General features: G+C 60.4%; 21 protein-coding genes and 1 tRNA gene. 10 read left to right on the forward strand and 12 right to left on the reverse strand.

Translation table 11 applies throughout. The annotated features are described in order from the left end of the window. Nucleotides 1–6: 6 nt before the first annotated feature. A complete protein-coding gene (locus tag CGK74_RS11840; protein WP_094268678.1) occupies nt 7–1,779 on the reverse strand; it encodes an N-acetylglutaminylglutamine amidotransferase in 1,773 nt (590 codons plus the stop codon). 274 nt (nt 1,780–2,053) lie between these two features. On the opposite strand from CGK74_RS11840, the gene CGK74_RS11845 reads away from it, so the two are divergent. Together CGK74_RS11845 and CGK74_RS11850 are read left to right on the forward strand one after the other, a co-directional pair. Further along, nucleotides 2,054–3,103, forward strand: a complete 1,050-nt coding sequence (locus CGK74_RS11845; RefSeq protein ID WP_206186239.1) for an ABC transporter substrate-binding protein — start codon at nt 2,054–2,056, stop codon at nt 3,101–3,103. After that, a complete protein-coding gene (locus CGK74_RS11850; RefSeq protein ID WP_094268679.1) occupies nt 3,082–5,046 on the forward strand; it encodes an ATP-binding protein in 1,965 nt (654 codons plus the stop codon). Before CGK74_RS11845 ends, CGK74_RS11850 begins: the two co-directional genes overlap by 22 nt. 49 nt (nt 5,047–5,095) lie before the next feature. Here CGK74_RS11850 and aroQ read toward each other — a convergent pair whose 3' ends face one another. Both aroQ and CGK74_RS11860 read right to left on the reverse strand, forming a co-directional pair. After that, nucleotides 5,096–5,533 (reverse strand): type II 3-dehydroquinate dehydratase, encoded by a 438-nt coding sequence (gene aroQ / locus CGK74_RS11855; protein WP_094268680.1) that lies wholly within the window; start codon nt 5,531–5,533, stop codon nt 5,096–5,098. A 51-nt stretch (nt 5,534–5,584) separates the two neighbouring features. Beyond that, nucleotides 5,585–6,271, reverse strand: coding sequence for a DUF3334 family protein (locus CGK74_RS11860; protein ID WP_094268681.1), 687 nt, complete (start codon nt 6,269–6,271; stop codon nt 5,585–5,587). Nucleotides 6,272–6,504: 233 nt separating this feature from the next. On the opposite strand from CGK74_RS11860, the gene CGK74_RS11865 reads away from it, so the two are divergent. Next, on the forward strand, nt 6,505–7,833 hold the full coding sequence (locus CGK74_RS11865) for a ferredoxin reductase family protein (protein WP_094268682.1): 1,329 nt from the start codon (nt 6,505–6,507) through the stop codon (nt 7,831–7,833). Nucleotides 7,834–7,881: 48 nt separating this feature from the next. Here CGK74_RS11865 and CGK74_RS11870 read toward each other — a convergent pair whose 3' ends face one another. From CGK74_RS11870 to CGK74_RS11880, 3 genes are read right to left on the reverse strand one after another with little or no spacing between them, the layout of a single operon-like run. Next, entirely contained in the window at nt 7,882–8,757 is an 876-nt protein-coding gene (locus tag CGK74_RS11870; protein ID WP_094268683.1) for a putative RNA methyltransferase, read from the reverse strand. Between the two features lie 18 nt (nt 8,758–8,775). Beyond that, a complete protein-coding gene (locus CGK74_RS11875) occupies nt 8,776–9,129 on the reverse strand; it encodes a response regulator (protein ID WP_094268684.1) in 354 nt (117 codons plus the stop codon). Continuing rightward, nucleotides 9,126–10,871: a cache domain-containing sensor histidine kinase gene (locus tag CGK74_RS11880; RefSeq protein ID WP_094268685.1), complete on the reverse strand. Its 1,746-nt coding sequence runs from the start codon at nt 10,869–10,871 to the stop codon at nt 9,126–9,128. The genes CGK74_RS11875 and CGK74_RS11880 overlap by 4 nt, the downstream gene beginning before the upstream one ends. Nucleotides 10,872–11,278: 407 nt before the next feature. Here CGK74_RS11880 and CGK74_RS11885 point away from each other — a divergent pair, with 407 nt between their 5' ends. Both CGK74_RS11885 and CGK74_RS11890 read left to right on the forward strand, forming a co-directional pair. After that, the gene (locus CGK74_RS11885; protein ID WP_094268686.1) at nt 11,279–12,103 is read left to right on the forward strand and encodes an HD-GYP domain-containing protein; all 825 of its coding nucleotides are present in this window, start codon (nt 11,279–11,281) and stop codon (nt 12,101–12,103) included. 243 nt (nt 12,104–12,346) lie between these two features. Beyond that, on the forward strand, nt 12,347–13,606 hold the full coding sequence (locus CGK74_RS11890) for a tyrosine-type recombinase/integrase (RefSeq protein WP_094268687.1): 1,260 nt from the start codon (nt 12,347–12,349) through the stop codon (nt 13,604–13,606). 101 nt (nt 13,607–13,707) lie between these two features. Here CGK74_RS11890 and CGK74_RS11895 read toward each other — a convergent pair whose 3' ends face one another. Further along, nucleotides 13,708–14,577 (reverse strand): Bpu10I family restriction endonuclease, encoded by an 870-nt coding sequence (locus CGK74_RS11895; protein ID WP_094268688.1) that lies wholly within the window; start codon nt 14,575–14,577, stop codon nt 13,708–13,710. Between the two features lie 5 nt (nt 14,578–14,582). After that, nucleotides 14,583–15,767, reverse strand: a complete 1,185-nt coding sequence (locus CGK74_RS11900) for a DNA cytosine methyltransferase (protein ID WP_094268689.1) — start codon at nt 15,765–15,767, stop codon at nt 14,583–14,585. Nucleotides 15,768–16,010: 243 nt separating this feature from the next. Here CGK74_RS11900 and CGK74_RS11905 point away from each other — a divergent pair, with 243 nt between their 5' ends. After that, nucleotides 16,011–16,598, forward strand: a complete 588-nt coding sequence (locus CGK74_RS11905) for a recombinase family protein (RefSeq protein ID WP_094268690.1) — start codon at nt 16,011–16,013, stop codon at nt 16,596–16,598. An 844-nt stretch (nt 16,599–17,442) separates the two neighbouring features. Beyond that, on the forward strand, nt 17,443–18,036 hold the full coding sequence (locus CGK74_RS11910) for a hypothetical protein (protein WP_133091839.1): 594 nt from the start codon (nt 17,443–17,445) through the stop codon (nt 18,034–18,036). A gap of 251 nt (nt 18,037–18,287) precedes the next feature. Here CGK74_RS11910 and CGK74_RS11915 read toward each other — a convergent pair whose 3' ends face one another. Next, nucleotides 18,288–18,614, reverse strand: coding sequence for a hypothetical protein (locus CGK74_RS11915; protein WP_094268692.1), 327 nt, complete (start codon nt 18,612–18,614; stop codon nt 18,288–18,290). Between the two features lie 146 nt (nt 18,615–18,760). On the opposite strand from CGK74_RS11915, the gene CGK74_RS19460 reads away from it, so the two are divergent. Next, nucleotides 18,761–19,321: a BRO-N domain-containing protein gene (locus tag CGK74_RS19460; protein WP_165770077.1), complete on the forward strand. Its 561-nt coding sequence runs from the start codon at nt 18,761–18,763 to the stop codon at nt 19,319–19,321. Further along, complete coding sequence (locus CGK74_RS11925; RefSeq protein WP_165770075.1) at nt 19,273–19,581, forward strand: hypothetical protein; 309 nt, start codon at nt 19,273–19,275, stop codon at nt 19,579–19,581. The genes CGK74_RS19460 and CGK74_RS11925 overlap by 49 nt, the downstream gene beginning before the upstream one ends. Before the next feature lie 84 nt (nt 19,582–19,665). Here CGK74_RS11925 and CGK74_RS11930 read toward each other — a convergent pair. After that, nucleotides 19,666–19,758, reverse strand: a tRNA-Ser gene (locus CGK74_RS11930). Between the two features lie 103 nt (nt 19,759–19,861). Here CGK74_RS11930 and CGK74_RS11935 point away from each other — a divergent pair. Beyond that, the gene (locus CGK74_RS11935) at nt 19,862–20,965 is read left to right on the forward strand and encodes a tyrosine-type recombinase/integrase (RefSeq protein WP_094268695.1); all 1,104 of its coding nucleotides are present in this window, start codon (nt 19,862–19,864) and stop codon (nt 20,963–20,965) included. 105 nt (nt 20,966–21,070) lie between these two features. On the opposite strand, the gene CGK74_RS11940 is transcribed toward CGK74_RS11935, so the two are convergent. Further along, on the reverse strand, nt 21,071–21,511 hold the full coding sequence (locus tag CGK74_RS11940) for a hypothetical protein (RefSeq protein ID WP_094268696.1): 441 nt from the start codon (nt 21,509–21,511) through the stop codon (nt 21,071–21,073). 294 nt (nt 21,512–21,805) lie between these two features. Beyond that, nucleotides 21,806–22,402, reverse strand: a complete 597-nt coding sequence (locus tag CGK74_RS11945; RefSeq protein WP_094268697.1) for a hypothetical protein — start codon at nt 22,400–22,402, stop codon at nt 21,806–21,808. Nucleotides 22,403–22,609 lie beyond the last annotated feature (207 nt).

The raw sequence follows: 22,609 nt of genomic DNA on the forward strand, positions 1-22,609 counted from the left end.
GGGTCCTCAACCGACATGGGTCTGCAACCACCACTCGAGCAGACCGAGCTGCCAGAGCTTGGAACCGCGCAACGGCGTGATGTGCTTGCCGGGCTCGGCCAGCAGCATGTCGACGTAGTCCTGGCGGAACAGGCCGCGCTCGCGCGCCGAACGGCTGGAAAGGGCATCGCGCACCCGTTCGAGCACCGGCCCTTGCAGGTACTTGAGCGCGGGCACCGGAAAATAGCCCTTCGGCCGGTCGATCACCGCGCCCGGGATCACCTTGCGCGCCGCCTCCTTCAGAACGCCCTTGCCGCCGTGCGCCAGCTTGTGCCGCGCGGGAATACGCGCCGCCAGCTCGACGAGTTCGTGATCGAGGAAAGGTACGCGGGCCTCGAGCCCGAAAGCCATGGTCATGTTATCCACGCGCTTGACCGGGTCGTCGACCAGCATCACGGTCGTATCCAACCGCAACGCCTTCTCCACCGGGTCGTCGGCGCCCGGCGCATTGAAGCTGGCCGCGACATAGGCGGCGCTGGCATCCACACCCAGCCACGGCGGCGCGACGACGCGCGCGTATTCCTCGAAGTCGCGGTCGCGGAAGGCAGCGAGGTAGTCCGCCACCGGATCGGCGCTGCCGGCGAGCTTCGGATACCAGTGGTAGCCGCCGAACACCTCGTCCGCCCCCTGCCCGCTCTGCACCACCTTGCTGTGGCGCGACACCGCTTCGGACAGCAGATAGAAGCCGATGCAGTCGTGGCTGACCATCGGCTCGTTCATCGCCTCGACGGCCTCCGGCAGGCGCCTGAGCAGTTCGGATTCGGGCACGAAGATGCGCTCGTGGACGGTGCCGAACTCGCGCGCGACGATGTTGGCGTACTCGAACTCGTTGCCCTTCTCGCCGCCCACATCCTCGAAGCCGACATTGTAGGTGCGCAGGTCGCGAACCCCGGCTTCGGCCATCAAGCCAACGATCAGGCTCGAATCCACCCCGCCCGACAGCAGCGCGCCGACCGGCACGTCCGCCACCAGCCGTCGCCGCACCGCGCCGCGCAGGCCGTCGAGCAGAATTTCAGTCCATTCCTCGAAGCTGCGCGTCTCGTCGGCGGCATCGCGTTCATAGCGCAACGACCAGAAGCGGCGCTCGCTGCGGCGGCCATCGGGTTCGATGCGCATCAGCGTTCCCGGCGGCAGCTTGCGCACGCCGGCCAGCAGCGTGTGCGGCGCCGGCACGACGGCATGGAAAGACAGGTAGTGGTTGAGCGCCGCCGGGTCGATCGAGGTGTCGACGCCGCCGGCCGCAAGCAGCGCGGGCAGTGCGGAGGCGAAGCGCAGGCCACCCTCGATCTCGGCGTAGTACAGCGGCTTGATGCCGAGCCGGTCGCGCCCCAGCAGGACACGCCCGCTGTCACGCTCCCAGATCGCGAACGCGAACATGCCGTTGAGCCGCTGCACGAAGTCCTCGCCCCACGCGTGGTAGGCCTTGAGCAGCACCTCGGTATCGCCGTGCGAGTAGAAGCGGTAGCCCTTGGCCTCAAGTTCGCGCCGCAGTTCGGGGTGGTTATAGACCGCGCCGTTGAAGACGATACCGAGCCCGAGTTCGGGATCCACCATCGGTTGCTGGGCCGATTCCGACAGATCCATGATCTTCAGCCGGCGGTGGCCCCAGGCCTGGCTCCCCTGCGCGAACACGCCGCCACTGTCCGGCCCGCGCCGCCGCTGCTGCGCGTTCATCCGCGCCAGCGCTGCCAGGTCGGGGCTCACCCCGTCGAACCGTATTTCACCTGCTATACCGCACATTGCACTTCCTTCGCTGTGTTGAGCCTTAGCATTCTAGCAAATTTGTTTTGTGCAAATTTTTTAGACCAAGGACATGGCCGGAAAGACTGGCGGAGCGGCGCTTCACGATCACGTCACGGCTTGCACCGTCGCCCTCTGCCCAGAAAGAATTGAATCGTGATATTCGTCGGTAAATATCATTAAATGAAAGCGTATAATCTTTTTTGCATTTACTATTGAATTCAGACGCCCTGCACGCACCGGTTCACCTCATCGATGCGCCATGGAGGAAAAGATGCTGTCTATCGCACACCGATTCGCCCGCCGCCTCGCGCTGACGCTGACCGCCATCGCCATGACGGCCGGCCCCGCCCTCGCGCAGCAGGCTGAACAGCCGTTGAAGATCTTTCACGTCATGAGTTTCGACTCGCCCTGGCGCTGGACCGATGGTCAGTTCGCCGGTTTCAAGGAGGGGCTCGGGGAGGACGTGAAGGCGGAATACAAGGTCTTCCAGATGGACATCAAGCGCCACGCCACGCCCGAAGCGAAGGCTGAGCGGGGGGCGATGGCGCGCAAGGCAATCGACGAGTGGAAGCCTGATCTGGTCTACATCTCCGACGACGCCGGAATCGAGAACGTCGCCGCCCACTACGCCAACACCGGCCTGCCGATCGTGTTCAGCGGCGCCAACCGCACGCTGACCGAGCACAAGCTCGAGGGCACGAAGAACATCACCGGCGTGCTCGAGGAAGAGCACTTCGTCGAATCCGTGCGACTCCTGCGGACGATGGCGCCCAACGTTCGTCGTATCGCCGTGATCTGCGACGAGGCGGCACACTGGCCACCGGTAATCCAGCGCATCCGCGACCGCGTGTCCAGGCTCGAAGGCGTCGAGATCGCAGCGGTGGACGTGCTCGGCAGCTACGCCGAGTTCCAGAACAAGGTGCGCAAGTACCCCGAGGTCGCCGACGCGGTGCTCTATCTGGGCATCTTCAACTTCAAGGACGACAAGGGCCAGACCGTGCCCTACGAGAGCCTGCAGCGCTGGGTAGTGGAGAACAGCAAGCTGCCCGACATCAGCTTCTGGATCGACCGCATCCACTTCGGCGTGCTCGCTTCGGTGACCGTGTCGGAGCAGGAACAGGGCATCGCGGCCGGCAGGCTTGCGCGTGCCATCCTGGTAGATGGCAAAGCGCCTTCGACCCTGCCCGTGGTGCCGACGGTGAAGGGCAAGCCCGTCATCAACCTCGCACGTGCCAGGCAGCTCGGCATCACGGTAAAGTCCACCGAACTGCTCACGGCTGAGGTCGTCACGGAGTTCCAGTGGGCGAAAGCCGCCAAGTAAGACCCGGTCTGCGGGCCAAGATCCTTCTCATCGCCTCCGGCGTCGTGCTGGTGGCGATGCTGGCGAACGCGCTGACGTCGAGTTTCTTTTTCACGCGCAAGCAGACCGAGTCCCACATCATGTGGGCGCATGCGATTGCGCGCGTGCTCAATGTTCAGCTCGAGCGCGTGCTGTTCCTCGGCATCCCGATCGACGACCTGCAGGGCTTCGAGCGCCAGTGCGCCGAAGCCGTCAGCAGCAACCCCGGTCTTTCCTACGCCTACGTCGTGTCGACGAAGGGCGAGGTCCTTTTCCACAGCGGCGATGATGCCGGCAATGGCAACGGTCGCCGCGTGACACGCGTCGTACCGCCGGCGGTGCTCGACGCGATCGTCACAGGCTCAGGCACCGTGGACGAACCGAGCGATCTCAGCTACGCCGTGATCGAGTCGGTGAGCGACCCCCGCGGCGTGAAAGTGGCGCACATCGTCGTAGGCTTTCCGCGCGAACTGATCGACGATGCCAACCAGAGCCTGCTGCAGCTGATCATCGGCGTCGACATGCTGGTATACGGCCTCAGCGCGGTGCTGCTGTTCTTCGGCCTGTCGCGTTTCGTGATCTCGCCGCTGACCCGCATCGTGCGGGCGATCGAGGACATCCGCCCGGGCGAGCGCCTGGGCGAAGGCCGGAAGGCGCTGCCGGAAGTCGGCAGTGACGAATTGTCCGTGGTGGTGCGCGCCTTCAACCGTCTGTTCGAACGCATCGGCCAGCACGAGCGCGAACTGGTCGCCGCACGCGACGCGGCCGAAAGCGCCAACCGCGCCAAGTCGGAATTCCTCGCGGTGATGAGCCACGAGATCCGCACGCCGATGAACGGGGTACTCGGCATGACCGACCTGCTCCTCAACAGCGGGCTGAATCCGGAGCAGCGCAGCCACGCGCAGACGGTGCGCAACTCGGCCGAATCACTGCTGGTGATCCTGAACGACATCCTCGACATCGCCAAGCTGGAATCGGGCGCTTTCGAGCTCGAAACGGCACCGTTCGAACTCGCCCCCGTCGTCGAGCGCACGGTGGAGCTGACGCGAATGAGCCTCGCGGGCCGTGCCCTGGCGCTCACCCTCGAGATTGCGCCAGCGGCAGCCAGCCGCTTCGTCGGCGACATCAAGCGCGTGCGCCAGGTGCTGCTGAACCTGGTCAGCAACGCAGTGAAGTTCACTGAGCAGGGCGAGGTAAAGGTGCGCGTCGGCACCACTGCGCCCGACAGCGGCGCCATCGCCCATCTGCGCTTCGACATCATCGATACCGGCATCGGCATCGCCGAGGACACCAAGGCCCGGCTGTTTGACGCCTTCGTCCAGGCCGATGCCTCGATGTCGCGCCGCTATGGCGGCACCGGTCTCGGGCTGGCCATCTCGAAGCGCATCGTCACGCAGATGAACGGCCGCATCGGCTTCGACAGCGAACTCGGCAAGGGCAGCCACTTCTGGTTCGAGCTCGATCTGCCACGCTGCGCAGCAACGCCGCAGACCGCCATTCCGGCCGGTACCGACCCGTCTGTTGCGGCGCTGTCAGCGCCGGCAGACCCCGGGGGCCGCATCCTGGTGGCGGAGGACAATCCGGTGAACCAGATGGTGATGTCCGGACTACTGAAACGGCTCGGCTGCGCGCTCGACATCGCCGACAACGGCCGTGTCGCGCTCGAGCTCATGGCACGGCAAAGCTATGACCTGGTCCTGATGGACATCCAGATGCCCGAGATGGACGGCATCGAAGCCACGCGCCGCATTCGTGCGCTGGAAGACGCCCGGGCCACGACGCCCATCGTCGCCGTCACCGCAAACGCCTCGGACCCTGAACGGCAGCACTATATGGAAGTCGGGATGAATGACTGCCTCCCCAAACCAGTGCGCCCGCAGGACCTGGAGCGGGTGCTGAAACAATGGTGCGGCAAGGCCGGTTGAGCGCCGAGCCGCGAGTCTCGGCGCCCACCGCCGCCCTGCCCCGCCCGCTTCAGCGCAACCTGCTGGCCACGAACTGCAGCGCGAGGTCGTAACCCATCGTGCCGAACCCCGCCATCACGGCCTCGGCAATGTCCGACAGGTAGGAGTGATGGCGGAAAGCTTCGCGCTTGTGCACGTTGGAGATGTGCACCTCGACGAAGGGGATTGCCACGCCAGCGAAGGCGTCGCGAATGGCGACGCTGGTGTGCGTGTAGGCGCCCGGGTTGATGATCGCGAAATCAACGCCGTCGAGCCGCGCCTGATGGATGCGGTCGACAATGGCGCCCTCGTGATTGCTCTGGAAGCAGTCCAGCGCGAGGCCGAGCTGCTCGGCCTGCGCCTGCAGTGCGTTCTCGACGTCGGCCAGCGTGGTCGCACCGTAGATATGCGGCTCGCGGGTGCCGAGCAGGTTCAGGTTGGGGCCATTGATGACCAGCACTTTTTTCATGGCGGGGGCGTTCGTTCAGTTGAAGGGTTGGCAGGCGTGCACCGCAGGAAATCACATGCCCAGTGACTTAAGCAGCTCGTCCTGCTCACTGTCGGCACTGGCCGCCGGGCCGGGATTGCCCTCTGTGTAGCGGTTCTGCGCCAGCAGTTCATCCGGGTCCAGCACCTCGCCGGCCTCGAAATCGTTGAGCTTGATGAACTCGGTGCGATCCACCGCCAGCTCGAGGTAGAAGATGTTGTTCTGCCCCGTGTAGAAGGTCACGCGGCGGGCTTCGGGATTGTCGAGGTTGGTGTCGACGCTGAGGATGACCTGCTTGTTGAGCACCAGCATCTTCGGCTGGTTTTGCGTGATGTGGGTCTGCAACTCACGCCCTACCTTGCCGGTGAAGTCGCCGACGATCTGGTTCATCAGCTCGCCCATCACGTTGCTGACTTCGTCGCTGGTGTAGGACGAAGCCAGGTCGCTCTTCGACATGCCCATGTTGAGCAGGTACTTCTCGTACAGCTCCATGGCCGCCTGCGACGAGAAATTGATCACCACCAGCCCGGAGAACCCGCCGTCGAAGAGCACGAAGCAGCCAATGTCCGGCTTGAGGCAGGTCTTGGTGATCCGCTGTACCATGCCCGAGTAGCGAATCTCGCTGTGGGTGGCCACCGTCAGCACCTTGGAAACGGAATCACAGAGGCTGCGCAGCAGGTCTTCGGTGCCGAACACCACGTTGTCGTCTTGCGTGCTCATTCGAGTCATTCATCCGGGTTGGAAAAGTCGTCCGCCATCTATAGCACAGCGCCCGGCTACACGGCAGCCGTTCTTGGGTCAGGCGTGCAAACGCGCACGAAGCGCGGGGACGGGAGCGGGTCCGCGTCACCTACATGCCGGTACAAACCCTGCCCGTGCCGCGGCGCACAATGATTGCATCGATCGGCACGGTAGCGAGATCCCGGCCGATCCGCTTTCACAAGGGTGACATCATGAAACGCATCAAGCTCGGACTCATCTTGATCCTGTCGGGGCTCAGTCTGCTGTGGTGGCTGGCCGACCCGATGAACCTCGGCGACGGCGGCTACTTCGCGATCCGCACGCTCGCCGTGCATTACTCCGGCGTCCTCGCGATGGGCGTCATGAGCGTGGCGATGCTGCTCGCACTGCGCCCGCTGTGGCTCGAGCCGCTCCTGGGCGGGCTCGACAAGGGCTACCGCCTGCACAAATGGCTGGGCATCGCCGGCCTGGCGTTGGCGACCGTCCACTGGCTGTGGGCCCAGGGGACGAAATGGGCCGTGGGCTGGGGCTGGCTGACGCGCCCGCAACGCGGCCCGCGCCCAGAGCAGACTGTCGAAATCTTCCGCTTCTTCCAGGAACAGCGCGGCCTGGCCGAAACCATCGGCGAGTGGGCCTTCTACGGCTTTGTCGTGCTGGCGGCCATCGCGCTGATCAAGCGTTTCCCCTACCGACGCTTCTTCCAGACCCACAGGCTGATGGCGGCCATCTACCTCGCGCTGGTGGTGCATAGCGTGGTGCTGCTGCCCTTCGGCTACTGGAGCAGCGCGGTCGGGCTGGTGCTCGCCGCGCTGATGGCAGGCGGCACCTACGCAGCGATCCTGTCGCTGGCGGGCCGCATTGGACGCGCGCACCGTGCGAGCGGCGAAGTCGCCCGCATCGTCCGCCATCCCAGCAACCAGGTGCTCGAGGTCGAGCTTCTACTGCGGACGGCCTGGCCAGGCCATGACGCCGGCCAGTTCGCCTTTGTCTCCTTCGATCCGACGGAAGGCCCCCATCCCTTCACGATCGCCTCGGCGTGGGCAGGCGACGGGCGCATGACTTTCATGATCAAGCCACTTGGCGACTACACGTGCACGCTGCCCGACCGGCTCAAGCTTGGCGACGCGGTCGAGGTCGAAGGCCCCTATGGCCGGTTCGACTTCGCCGATGCAAACGAACGCCAGATCTGGGTGGCCGGCGGTATCGGCATCACGCCCTTCATTGCGCGGCTGGAGGCGCTCGCCGGCCAGCCGGCCCACGCACCGGTCGACCTTTTCTACAGCACGCGCCAGCCCGACGAAGGCTTCATCGCCAGTCTCCGGCAACTGGCCGACAAGGCCCGGGTGCGGCTGCATGTCCTGGTCGCAGACCGCGACGGCCGGCTAGACGCCGACGGGATCTGCCGGACGGTACCCGAGTGGCCGAAGGCCGGCCTCTGGTTCTGCGGGCCGGCGGGATTCGGCAATGCGCTGCGCCACGCTCTGGGCGCACGGGGATTCGGTGCCGACCGATTCCATCAGGAACTGTTCGACATGCGCTGAAGACCCCGCCGCCGACGGCCAGTGGGAAGGCGCTCGACTCAGCGCGGTTCATCGCGCCGCGTTTCGCCGCAGGCGCAGCAGGCGCACGTCGACGGTCAGCGACAGCTCGGTCAGCGCCGCTGCGCGCGCGCGGCCTTCCGCCGTGGCGCGAAACAGGTGCGGCGTCATCAGCAGCAGGTCGGCGATCGGCTCGGCGCCCTTCAGTTCGACCATGAAGCGCAGCGTCTCGGCCCCCGCCACCGAGAAGCCGGCGGGCGCCTCCGCTTCGGAGCGGCGCTCCGGTTTCAGGGTGGGGTAGATGATCTCGCGCAGCTCGCGCAGGTGGTCGGCGCCGGCATCGACCTGCAGCAACTCGCCGCCCGGCTTGAGCGCGCGCGCGAATTCGCCATACACCGGGAAGCCGAACATGCAGATCACGCGATCGAGCGTCCGCGGCAGGACCGGCAGGTTGGCATTGCTGCCCACGACCCAGGTCGCGTCGCGTTGCTGCCTGGCGGCGGCCTGCACCGCCCATTTCGAGATGTCGAGGCCCAGCAGCGCAATCTGTCGCCCGGCTGCCGCGTCGGCAAGCTCGCGCAGGTAATAGCCCTCGCCGCAGCCGGCATCGAGGCACGCTGCACGTTGCGGCAGGCCGTCGAGAACCATCGTCGCCACCGCCGAGGCGATCGGCTGGTAGTGGCCGGCAGTGAGGAAGCGCCTGCGGGCGGCGACCATCACCTTGCTGTCGCCGGGGTCGCGCGAGCGCTTGTTCTGCACCGGCAACAGATTGACGTAGCCCTCCCGCGCCGTATCGAAGCTGTGGCCGGACAGGCAGCGCCAGACGGCGCCGTCCTGCCGCAGCGGCGCGCCATCGAGCGGGCAGGCAAGATCGAGGAATGGATAACGCATGATGCAGCCGTCGCGGTGGATGTCACGGGCCGCCATTGTGCCTCGCGGCAACGCTCAGGTGAGCCGCAGCGCGCGCAGCAGGTCCTCTTCGGTGATGGGCTTGATCAGGATCTCGTCGAAGCCCGCCTCGCGCATCTCGTCGAGCATCTCGGGAATGGCGTGCGCGGTATAGGCGACGATGTGCAGGCGGTCCGGCCCCTCACTCGCCCGCAGGCGACGACAGACATCCAGCCCGGACACGCCGGGCATGCCGATGTCGAGCAGCACCGCATCGAAGCGCTCTTGCGCGATCAGCTCAAGAGCCTGAAGGCCGTCCCCCCGCTCCACCACCTCGTGCCCGCGCCGCGCCAGCCAGGTGGCCGGCAAGGTTCGGTTGATCGGGTGGTCATCAACGATGAGGATCTTCATGCAATCTCCTTCGGCGCCACGGGCACGACGAGACGGAAGATGCTGCCCTGCCCGGGTTCGGACTGCAGCATGACCTCCCCGCCCATCAGTTCCGCAAGTTCCCGGCAAAGGGCGAGCCCGAGCCCCGCGCCCCCCTGCGAACGCGTCAGGAAGAGATCGGCCTGGCGGAACCGCTCGAAGATCAGCTCCTGGTCGCGCGGATCGATGCCGCAACCGCTGTCAGCCACCTCGAAGATACAGCTACGCCCGTCGACTGTCGCACTGACGCGGACGAAGCCCGAGTCGGTGAATTTGAGTGCGTTATGCACCAGATTGTTCAGAATCTGCGCAACGCGCATGCGGTCGCAGACGATGCTCGTCTGCTCGTCCTGCGGTCCGCTGCCCGACAACGCCAGCCCCTTCCGCGCCGCAATGGGCTGATAGGTGGCGCAGACTTCCGCCACCAGCGCAGCAACCGGCACCGGTTCGGGCTTGAGCTTCATCTCCCCGGCCTCGACGCGGGCCATGTCGAGGATGGAATTTACCAACTCGAGCAGGTGCTGGCTGCTGTCGAAGATCACGCTCGCGTACTCGCGATGCGCCTCATCCTCGACCGTCTCGCGCAGCAGGTCGGCATAGCCGATGATTCCGTTCAGCGGGGTGCGCAACTCGTGCGACACCGAGGCGAGGAATTCGGACTTGAGACGGTTCGACGATTCCGCCCGCTCCTGGCTTTCGCGCAAGCGGAGCGAAATCATGCGCTGCCGGTGCAGCAGCCAGGCCGACAGGCCGGCGAAGGCGACGATGATCAGGGTCATCGCGCCCGCGAAGCGGAAATAGCCAGCCTTGCGCGCCTCAAAGTCCGCCATCGCCCCTTCCCGATCGACCCCCACCAGCACACCCAGCTGCAGCCCGGGCAGGCGCCGGTAACTGTGGCTGCGCAGCACGCCATCGACTGGACTGGTCTCGACGAAATGGCCGGCCGGCGCGTCCTTGATCAGGTTCATCAGCTGCGAGCGCGAGATGTCCTGCCCGACTTCGGTCATGTCGCCCGAGCGTCGTGCGCGCACGATGCCATCCAGGCCGAACAGCGTCACTACGCCGCGCTTGCCGACATCTACCTCGCTGTAGAAGCTCGTGAAGTAGAAGGGATCGACCGAGATCACCGCAACGCCACCGAAGCTGCCATCGGCCCGATTGATGCGGCGTGTGAGTTGCAGCGACCACTTGCCCGTTGCCCGCCCCAGCACCGGCTTGCTGACGAAGTAGGCGTTGGTGTCGGCGTCGAGATGGACACGGAAATGCTCCCGGTCCGACAGGTCCACACGGTTGAAGTTCGGGATGTTGGACAGGTGGTAGATCCCCTGCGCATTGATCACTCCGACCTGGTTGAACAGGCTGCTGATGATCATGCCGCCGCTCACCGCCTCGGCGATATCGAGCCGGTCGCCGATCTTCTCGTACTGATGCTTCACGAACAGCAAAGCCTGGTCGACGCTGCCGAGGGTGCGGATGGTGTGCTCCTCGAAGGCTCGCGCCAGGTTCATCGTGTCGCGGTGGATCGTTTCCTCGACATGCACCTCCTCGACCTTCGCCTTGTAGAGCACCGCCGCCCAAAGCGAAACGAGCAACACCACCGCCAGAGTGAGGATGACCGCGAAGGCCAGCTTGCCATCGGCCAGTTGGCCGAGGGGCTCGGCCGTCGGCCTGTCGGCCTTGGATGCCGCATTTGCTGCGGAGCGCTTCCGCTGTACTGAAGACATGATTGGGCACGTGAACGTCGGACGAGGCGCCGTCCAGCCTTCACGGCTATCGTCGCCCCCGGGGCCAGGATCGAAATGAATCAAGGCCGGCGCGGAACCCCCCTCGTACATGGGGTCAGGCCGACACTATGCATCGACACCCGAAACCACAGGTGCGGAGACTTCCGTACCTTCGACGCTAACACGAGAACATCGTTGTAAACAATACCGTCGCTACAAACGGAGAAAACAAGAAGATAATTCGCGCGATTTTGCCAAACTCATCACGACTCAGGCTGGCAAAACGGAGGCGGCGCCGTACCATAGCCAACATCGTCAAACTTTCCGCGCAAGTGCACCGATGCCTTCGCTGCCACTCTCGGCATCGACCCATCCTGCGCCAGAACAAGCGCCCTCATCCCGCCCTCATGCTCCCTCACCGCACCCACGACCGGAGACTCGATGTCGAGCGCCCACCGCAAACCCTGCTCCTGTGGCAGGAAGAACCGGGCACGCCTTCGACCGGCGCCGCGCACGCCCCCCACCTGGACGCGGCGAGCGACGCGCGCACTGGCGCCGCCGCCAAACTCGCGCTGACAAAGGCGCGCGCGGCGCAGCGCGAAACGCTCAGGCGCCTGGTGCTGGTTGCAGCGGCCAAGGATGGCGGAACACCAGAGCACTGCCTGCGTGTCGGCGCGCTATCCGCGTTGCTCGCGGAGGCCCTGCAGCAGCCGCAGGCCTGGTGCGACATGCTGTTCGATGCCGCACCGCTCCACGACCTTGGCAAGGCGACCCTGCCGGAAGCGCTGTTGAGCAAGTCGGGTCCGCTGCTGCCCCACGAATGGGCGCAGGTTCGCACCCACACCGTGGTCGGCGCCTACGTCCTTGGCGACTCGGACAACCCCGTCCAGCAACTCGCCGCGGAAATCGCGCTGAACCATCACGAGCGGTGGGATGGTAGCGGTTACCCGGCCCACCGCAGCGCACACCAGATCCCGCTTTCCGGCAGGATCGTCGCCGTTGCCGATTTCTTCGATTCGGTGACGAACGCATCCTGCTATCGCGACGCAATGGACGATGACGCCGCCTTCCGCCTGCTGGATACGGCACGCGGTGCCCAGTTCGACCCGACTGTCGTCGATGCAATGCACCGCATTCGCCACCGGCTTGCAGGCGTCCGCGATCAGGCCCAAATTCACGCCGCAACGCTATCGACGACAGGTCGTTGGCAATACTGGTGGCGCCGCGCCTGAACGGCAGCCGCCGGCATTCGGGACGGGAAGAAGACGCTCTGCGCGAAAAGTGCACCGCAAAGAAAAAACGCGCCTGGAGGCGCGTTTTTACTGGGGTTCTGGCGGAGACGGAGGGAGATTCCGCACTTGCCACCTAACCTACTGATAACTAAGTTAATCAATAGGTTGCATTGCTTGATGTGGTAAGTACATGTGGTAACTTCATGTGGTAAATTCTAGACTCCGCCACATCAAGGAGACCCCATGGCAAGCAACATCGAACGTCGTGGCAACACTTGGTACGCCACCCTTCACGTTCCCCAGGATGCCCGAGCGAAGATCGGGAAGTCGAAGTTCTTCGAGTCCCTGAAGACCACTGACAAGCGAATCGCTGAGGTTCGCGCCCATCCGATCATCGCTAAGTGGAAAGCGCAGATCGCAGCAGCCAGGGGTAACGCCGACCCGTTCCTCGAAGATGCTCTCAAGTGGCGACGAGAGTACGAGGCACACGATCACCCTGACATCATCCGAGACTTCATCGAGGAGGAGGCGAGGAAGGTCGAGCGGGCGAAAGGCGAAGGCGCAGGAAGGACGTTCTATGCGGTCGCCATCGGCACCGAGACACCCCTCGATTCTTTCTTCGTCGAGTGGGCCGCACACCTCACCCAGGCCCCGAAGACCATCGACCAGATGAAGAAGGACGTTCGGCGGATGATCGACAAGTTCGTCAGTGTCGAGGCTGTCACGAAGCCAGCGGTCATCGAATGGGTGAAGGAGCTGATGAAGGACACCCCGACCAGACAGGGATACTCGTACTCGTCACTGGATCGGATGTTCAAGTTCTGTCGGAACTTCTGGCGTTACCTTCAGGAAATCGAGAAGGCCGACCCAGAGAAGCAGCCCTTTGTCCTCCCCTCCTTCGCCAAGAAGGCCAACGGCAGCAAGGCCAAGAGCGCCGATGGCTGGGAGCCGTTCGAGCCATCTGAGGTCGTCACGCTTCTTGATGCGGCGACCGAGAAGGAAGACCACGAACTCGCTGACCTCATCCGACTTGGGATGTACTCCGGTGCGAGGATCGAGGAGCTATGCGCCCTCAAGGTGAGCGACTGCACCGAGGAGGTACTGAAGATCACCGACAGTAAAACCGAAGCGGGCCTCCGCCGAGTCCCCGTCCATTCGGCACTGGTCGAGGTCGTGAAGAGGTTGAAGGAGGCCAGCAAGGACGACTACCTGCTCTCCGGTCTAACCTTCAACAAGTACGGAGACCGGTCGAACGCCATCGGGAAGCGGTTCGGGAGGCTGAAGAAGTCCCTCGGGTTCCCGGAGAAGAAGGTCTTCCACTCGATCAGGAAGACCGTGGTCACGATGCTTGAGAATGCAGGCGTGTCCGAGAACCTCACCGCCGACATCGTGGGGCATGAGAAGCCCCGGATTACCTATGGGCTTTACTCAGGTGGTGCAACCCTCCCCGTGATGAAAGAGGCACTGGAGCGCATCCGCTATCCGGCGAAGAAGCCGGACTAAAAATGCTGCAAATTTTCGAGAGGGCCATCGTTTGATCAAGACTGAACGATTCCCCCCGGAGCCCCCCCCTCTCCTCGTTCAGAGCCAAGCCTCAAAAGCCCTCAGATCAGGAACCCCCTCTCCAGGCCGTGGGCAATTCCTCCCTCCCAGTCTGATGTTAGAAAGCTCCTAACGGTATTGAAGCAATGCTCAACCACTTCAGCGTAGATCGGATTCTTCTGGTATCCAGCATCGTAGCGAAACTCTCTGTCTGTATTCTTCTGCTTCCGAAGCACATAGATCTGGTCAATCTTGTACTTTTTCAGGTTGACTGACTCGGTCAGCTTTAACCACTCCGCGACGACTATGTACATGCCGTTTGGGTTCTTCTGTTTTAGTTGTTCAGCCGCCGTGGATACATCTTGGAGCATTGTCTTATCGAGATAGGTCTTACACTCGATGGCCACCGCAGGAATATCCCAGTCATGAATCTCCTCAGTTGCCGCACCAGCACACTTCATTGAAGCCTTCACGCTGACACCAATAGCAAAGTCGTGGTCTTTTTTCTCCACGAGCGCATATGGCAACTTAACCATCTCTTTGTAAGAAGGCGCCCTGAAAAAAACGTCCTTGAACGAGTGTGATTTTCCGATCAGTGCATTCCCCGATATGCTGCGCACCAAGTCACGGAAAAGGTAGAACATGAACTCTTCAAGAACTGTCGAGTGAAGATTGGAGCGGGAGTCGAACTTTTCCGCATAGTGCTGCTGATCGAGGAAATCCTTATATTCATTGAGAAGCCTGACACGCTCGAAAATTATTTCCTGATCATTTTCAGCCTCTACGGCAACCGGCCCCACCAATGCTTCGTTGTCCTTTTTCCACTGATCGTAGCGAACTCTGATTTCAGTCAAGTATTGGCGAGATTTAGCATCCCGATACTTGGTCCGGTGTTCTTCTTTCTGCTCAAGGTTGTTACCGTGGACAAGCATATCGATCAGCCCTGAAGTTGTTTGATGAGGTTCTCGGCGATGGCTTTACCAAGCAGAGGCGGCACAGCATTCCCGATCTGATTGTATTGACATAAGTGCTTCTCTTCGTGCCGACCTTCGCGTTGAAGGAGCTTGTGACTCACAACAGTCGGCTTGCCTTTGAATACATACCAATCAGGGAATGTCTGTATCCGTGCACCTTCACGTGCCGTGAAATTTCTGTTTTTGTAAGGATGCACAAAGTTGGCATAAAAAGATGCCGCTATCGTATGGCATGGGCGCTCTGGATGCATCCTTCTGTTGTTCTGATCGTAGGCTTTCTCAGAAAATTCCGTGCTGTTTCTTTTGAGCGGTCGCAGGTGATCAGGGACATCAGATGTTGAGTCTCCCCAACGCATAGAGGCGAATCGCTCTACCAAGCGCTTTGAGTGGTTCATCGCCTTGTGGTTGAAGAGCCTCTTCGACTCTCCGCGCAGGTAGCGCTGAAAGTCGTTGTCGGGTGCTTTCGTGTAATCAGACTCTTCCTCACCTTCTCTAGCCTCTATATCAGGCAAATCTGATATAGCCTCCCAAAGTGTCGGGCATCTTTTGAGGCCCAACTCAAGCAAGTCAGGGTTTTCAGACGTAGTGTGAGTTTGAGCCGGAAACGGGTCATTTAACTTCTCACGCGAAGCAACAACCACCAACCTTCTTCTAATCTGCGGCACCCCATAATGAGTCGCCTCTAAGATTCGATACTCGACTTGATACCCAAGTTTCTGCAACTCCATGCAGATGATATCGATCACTCGTTCCTTGCTCTCTGTCCGCGCTTTGATCAGGTTTGGAACATTCTCCATGATCATCACTCTCGGACTAAGCAAACGCCCGACCCGAATGAACTCCTCAAAGAGTGAGTTTCGAGGATCCTTTGGGTCGCCGTTATTTTTATTACATATAGAAAATCCCTGACATGGCGGACCGCCCAATACGACATCAGGCTTCAAGCCGGAAAACCGTTGCAGAATTTCCTCATCCGATATTTTTGTTATATCGCCTTGAAGCACTACAGCCTCTGGATGATTGAATTGAAACGTCTCACATGCCCAGCTATCGTATTCAATGGCACCAACTACTTCAGCTCCAGCCAATTGAAAGCCAAGACTAAAACCACCAGCGCCGGCAAACGTATCAAGTACCTTTACACTCATTTTATTTCTTTTCACTCTCAGGCCCAAAAGTGGCCCGCAAAACATTAGATTCTGCACTAGGCAGGTCGCCGGGTACAGACCGCTGCAGCGCCCGATTAGCAGGAAGTCTAGAGCAACGTGCCTGATGTGCGAAACCGACCCCTTACGGACACCACCTAGAGACATGTCCACAAGTTAGCTTGACAGGCTTTTCGGACACTTCAATAATACGGACACCCTTTTCGTACACACAGGAGGTTGTCCATGTCCCGTGTCTTCGCCTACTGCCGGGTCTCTACCGCCGATCAGACCACCGACAATCAGGTGCAGGAGATCAGGTCAGCGGGGTTCAACATTGACCCCAAGCGGATCGTCTCGGAGTGCATCAGCGGTTCGACCCAAGCGTCAGCGCGTCCCGCCTTCGCCAAGCTCCTTGACCGCCTCGAAGAAGGTGATGTCCTGGTGGTCACCAAGCTGGATCGCCTCGGGCGCAATTCGATGGACGTTCGAGCGACCGTCGAGTCTCTCGCACAGGCTGGCGTCCGGGTTCATTGCCTTGCACTGGGGGGCGTCGATCTGACCAGTTCAGCGGGGAAGATGACCATGCAGGTGCTGGCCGCCGTTGCCGAGTTCGAGCGTGACTTGCTGATCGAGCGAACCCAGCAAGGACTGACCAGAGCGAAGGCCGAGGGTAAGCACTGTGGTCGCCCTGCGGCACTCAGCGAGGATCAACGGGAGGAGGTTCTTCAGCGACTCCGGCAGGGGGAGTCTGTCGCGGCCCTCGCTCGTGACTTCAAGACGAGCCGTCAGACCATCATGCGGATCAGGGAGAGCGAAAAAACCGCCGCCTGAAAGATGCCCCTCTCGTTTACGAGAAGGCACACAGGAGCCGATTTCTCTGAGCGCAAGTACATACCCATTGCCGCGCCACGAGAGCGGCTCCTAGAGCCTCCTAGCAGCCTCGCTAATTTCCACACCCCATAGGAAGGAAACTTCCGGGGAACTCGAAGGTGACTCAGGGTCAAGCCCATGAAACCGACGCGCTCCTCTGCCCTTGTCCTTTGGGTCTTCAAGCGTCCGTCCGCTCCGCGAATCATCACGGGATTCGTTCAATCTGCCGCCAACTGAGGCAGACGAGTGGATGTGGCGAACTTGACGCAGCCGGTGCTGGAGGTGGTGGAACCAGCATCGAGGCAGACCACACGGTAATCCTCGACAGACAGCCGAAGCGCACAGCCGCTTGGGTTTGCCTCTGTCGCGGCGTGGTGGATGAGCGGGTGGAGGGGAATCTGAAGATGATCTAGGGTCAATCCCTGATCGTCAGCATCTTCAGGTTGAACGCTGGATGTCCCGATGACCTCACCACAGGCCATCCCTATGTGACCCATCGGTGAGACCAGCATCTTCCCGAGGTTGTCCTTGTTCCATGTTGTTCATCCAGGAACACACGATGAAGAGCAACCACAGGTGAGACCGAAGGCACCCGGTGATGAACCGAGCGTGACCGCCTCGGATTCCCTGTGCATCCCTCCCCTGTTGTTCGTCTCGGACGAGCAAACCGGCCTCCCCAAGGCCACCCCCTCAACCAGCCCGATCCGTAAAGCCCGTGTGTTGCCATGTCAGTTCCCCGTGTAGTGGGGGCTGGTGGCTGACATGGAGGGGCTTCACGCGGGTTTTACCGATAGGAAGACTACAGATGACCTCTACTGAACTCGTTCCATGCAACTCTCGTTACATCCGCCGCGTCTCCATGGACACTGAAGCACAGTGCTACGCCGCAGCTCGAATCGCGGACAAGGCCATGGGCGAAGCATTCTGCGTCGTGCTTGATGCGTTCATCACAGCAAGAAGCCTATACGCCACCAAAAACGACTCAACGTATGGCTTTCTCAACGAATTCGTCAGAGAAACCGGGCTTTCGCTGAGTTACGTCAAAAAGATTAGCCAAATCGCCAACACCGAAGGCGTTGCAGAGTTGGTGTTCAGAGAGGAACTTGGCTTTAACAAGGCATACCAGGTTCTCGAGAAGCACAAGGAGCAGATACGTCAGCAAGGCCTCAAAGAAACCACACAGCGCATAAAGGAATTCGCCGAACTGCACTGGCACGTCGCGAAGGGAATTGAGGCTCTCTGGTTAGAAAAGGATTTTGATTTTGACCAGGGCCTAACTGACTTCTTCGATGGAATGAGCCGAGAACAGGCGGAAAAGTACCTCAAACTTGCAACGCACTTCTCAAACCACCAAGAAGCCATCGCGCATCCATTCAAGGTTCTCGATATCGTTGCCTGACTCGCCAATGGTTCAGCAGCTGAACTATCCATCCGCGTAACTGAAGCCCAAGGCTACCCCTCGAAAGGTGGTCTTGGGCTTTTTTTCGCAAAACTGGCACGATTCTTGCATAAATTCGTAGCTACCTGTCGTTTTTCCTCGCTCGACCCCTTGCGACCCGCCTTGAGAACAGCAGATCGAACACACCGGCACCAAGGATCAGCACAACGACAGCCACCGACAGGAACTCGAAGACACCCACCGGCTGCACCTTACCGCACCACGCCATCCGCGAACATCGGTGACCTCAGGGCGTCTCCCTCCCGGATCACCCGCTCGACAACCTCTTCCATCGGAAACCCGAAGGAGTACCCGAAGGCTGCGACCGAACAAAGCACCTTGGCGATCTCCTTCGACAAGGCGTCGAGCTTTGCCGCCTGATCGTCGCCTTCCGCTGCCTCCTGAGCATCGCACCACGCATCATTCATCGCCGAAAGACGCTCGTTGATCAGTTGGGCGTAGTGATCGACGAGGCTGGGGTCATCCCCGAGGACCGTCTCACCCTTGGCAAGCATCTGGACCTTGATCCGGTCAAACATGTGCAGCACCCCCCCCCGGTCACCTCGACACCGCCACGACGACGTAACAGGCACACGAACAGATGAAGACCCGGCATCCAAACCTGAAGCTCCCGCGCCGCCAGGGTGGCACCCTTTGCCAGCTGAAGCCACGACTCCCCGCTCTGATGCTTCCAGCCTTCGGCGAACACCTCAAGGCGACCCAGACGGAAGAACACAGGACGACGGATGAAGAGCATCGGCATTACCTCCTTGTGGTTGTTGAAGAAGGGGGAAGCGTAGCCAGGAATTGCTGCAACGGGGGCAACAGTTGCCAAGGTGGAAGTGCCCTCACCGTCCAACTGTTCAACTTCAAGTCCCACCAGATTCGCGTGGTGGAGATAAATGGTGATCCGTGGCTTGTCGCCAAGGATGTTCTGGAGGCTCTCGGTATGGACTCCAACCAACCCCAGAACTACCTACGCCATCTCGGTGATGGAGAGATTACCCGTAGCAAAGTTACGGGTTTCCGTGGGGTTGGGGTGAATCTCCTCTCCGAATCCGGTCTCTACAAGCTGGTCATGCGGAGCGACAAGCCTACTGTCGCACGGTGCCCCAGTAGCTCCACGCCTGGAGCCGCATCAAGGCAACCGCAGCCGAACAGCGGGAACTCTGGCGTGAAGTCGGAGAGGCACTGCTGGTGGGTCGGCGGCAGAACCCGAGCAACAACCGCTTCGCTGAGTGGGTGAAGGCACACGGGCTCGATGACATCCAGCCTCGGTATCGCAGTGCCGCCCAGTGGCTGGCTCAGAACTGGGAAGCCGTTCGGAGTATTACGCCGAACACCAGCGACCCGATCCAGTTGCAGAAGGACTTCAACGAGCAGAAGACCACCTCGATCCTCCCTGCTGACCTTGCCGAGGTCGAAGCCGAGAAGGTCGAGACCATCGAGCTTGACCAACGGTCAGCCGAGCGTGTCGCCAAGGTGATCAACCCGCGCAAGGGGTAGTGGTAACTCGATGTGGTATATAAGCAAAAAGCCATACTTCCTAAGTCGTTGAATTGACTTGAAAATATGGCTCTTTAGCAGGTCTGGCGGAGACGGAGGGATTCGAACCCTCGATACCGTTTTTGACGGTATGCTCCCTTAGCAGGGGAGTGCCTTCGACCTCTCGGCCACGTCTCCGCTTCTTTAAATTCAGTGAGTTACGGATGGCAGCAAGGGCTTTGATTGACGAAAGCCCACCAAAAACCCACCATCCACCAAGAACCCACTTGAACTCACTATCATGCCGAGAGATACCAGCAAGAATGGAGTCCGCGAGATTCTACTGGACGACGGATCCAAGCGCTACGAGGCCCGTGTGCACCGCCGTGGCGAACCAGCAAAGTCCAAGCGCTTCAAGACCCGCGCGGAAGCGTTGAAATGGAAGCGTTCCATCGACACCGCTATCGATGTCGGACGCCCCACCCTCGACCGAAAAGTCGTTCTTATCAGCGACGTCATCGACGACTACCTGCGCTACCGGGCCAGCTCACTCAAACCCCTGGCATCGAACAAAGTCACCGACTACCTGCGCGTACGTGAGGACTTGGGCGAGATTTCCGTCAGCAAGCTGACGCACATCGACGTCGAAAATTACGTCACCCTCCTACTGGCGGAACCACTCAAGCGAGATGCCAAGAAGTCAGACAAGGAGAGCCCCAAACGTACCTACAAACCCGCGACGGTTCGCAAGTTCTACTACGCACTGAAGAAGGCGGTCGAGTGGCACTCAAAGACGTACCGTTATCACGTCGATGAACACCTTTTCTCGCTTGAGAAAGGCGCAGTACCCGACGGTTGGTCAGGTAAGCGTGAGCGGCGCCTCACGGCCGAGGAAGAGAAAAAGCTCTACGCGTCTGGCCTTCCTCGCGAAAATACGTTCGCAGAGGCAGATTGGCGCGCAATCATCGGTTTTGCGCTCGAAACGGCCATGCGGGAGCAGGAGATAGTCCTCGCTCGTTGGTCGGACCTCTCAAGCGACCATCGAAAACTGCAGGTACCAAAGGAACACACAAAAACAAGGGCCGCTCGGGTCGTCCTGCTAAGCAAACGGGCGCGTGAAATTGTCGCGTCTCAGAAAAGCAGCTGCACAGAAGGCGAGTCGCGAATTTTCCACCAGTTCCCCAATCCAGAGTCTGTCTGCGATGCTTTCGCTCGCTTGTCGAAGCGGGCAAAAATAAGCAACCTGAAGTTTCATGACTTACGCCATGAGGCTACAAGTCGCCTTTGCGAATCCGGAAAGCTCAACATGATGCAGATCATGGAGATGACAGGTCATAAGAGCATGACCACTTTTCAGGGTTACTTACACCTTTTGAAGCACGACACCTCCGTCACCCTAGACTAAGAACTAAGTCTGCCAAAGAGGCACTCGACGCTAACCCTAAGTCAAGATAAGTGACGAGTTCTATCGAAACCAGCCGCCCAAAGGCGGCTGGTTTCCAAAACATCTCTACGCACAAACAAGCTCTAAAACAGGCTTTATCGCGCGCTTCTGTTTTCCCCCTCCCTCACTTACACCCGCCACCAAGAGCATCCGGTGGCGGGACAACATTTCCTTCTCCCCTACACTGAGCATCGGCATCTGCCTCGTCCCATCGAAGAACTCAAGCCACGCCTGCCTAACCGCACTGACTTCCTCAGCAAGCCACGGCATAAGTTCCCAGAGGGCCTCCTGAATCACGCTCATCTCAGGCACCAACTCGACACCCCCCTCGACGACTGTAGCGCAGACAAAAACGAAAGCCAGCGCCTCCTCATCGTATCTAAAGACGTCGTGGCCATACTCGCTCTCGACTACAACGCACGCGAAAGTCGGGTCAACGCTCACTGCAAAGTTTTCAAAACGAACCTCGTCCGTCGCAACGACCGGAAAAGTGACGCTCTTGTACATGGTGACCTCAGAAGTAACGCACTTCGATCAAGTGCCTTACGTATAGCTATCATGTCACCAGAGAGCGAAAATCTTTTAGTCTGTCGACCGAAGACGCAGTCCTCGACGACACCCGAAGTGGTCAATACATCGAACCCCCTCTACAGCCCTTCCTGGCCACGACGCTGAGAAAACTTCCCCTGCGTAACATCGCACCCTAAAGATGACCCCCTAAAGATGAAAAGGCAGGGCTTCCTGTCTGGAAGACCCCGCCTCAACTTTCTCCGCCCGATCTATGAAGTCAACTTCGCGGTATTATGCGTACTCAAGGATCCGCGCTCGGTCGATGTCACTCTTGTTAGTTACCGCCTCGAGCAGCGCCTCCCTGGGGTCGTCATAAGGTTGGAACTTGACATAGTAAATAGGCTCATCTCCGTCAGACGCACTAATCCCGTTTTGCTCTAATAGTCGTACAACCTCATCCTCATCCATCTCCTCGACCATCGACTCCGCCACTTCTTGCGTGATACCCGCCCACGGCCTTTCGTGCCAATCCGGGAGTGGAGCCGGGTTTCCCGACTCCGAAGACACTACGGCAAGCTCCAGAAGTTGTGACGCATTGACCCAGGTGCTTTCCGAGCTCGTGGTGTAGACAACGAAAGTATCCTCCTCATCATCAGTCACTACGACACCCCAGTCGCCACTGGCCCCAAGGTCATCGTAGTAGCATTCATCAAACCAGGCTTGAACGACTGCCTTTGAGTCGTCCGGATCGGAACACTCGAATTCCTCACGTTCGAGGTCCTCAAGAATCCGTTCGCACAGAAGTCGAGCCGGCTCGTTATTGAGCTCCCCCTTCTTGAACGCATCAAAACAAGAAACCAACACTTCAACTTTCTCTTTGCTGTCCATGATATCTCCTCAAAGGTTGTGGACTCTGTATAGCTACTTAAACACCTCAGCCTTACAAGCGCTGCTTGGAACTCTCGAACCCAAGCAGATGCTCGGCCTGCAATCAGTAAAGCACCTTTTATCAGCAGCTCAAAATTTGGCGGCTGCGTCATTCGGAAACCGCCACTGCCGCCGACGCAGCCCGACCCGGCGCTCTAACCATGCACT

Source organism: Thauera propionica (assembly GCF_002245655.1).
Lineage (GTDB): Bacteria > Pseudomonadota > Gammaproteobacteria > Burkholderiales > Rhodocyclaceae > Thauera > Thauera propionica.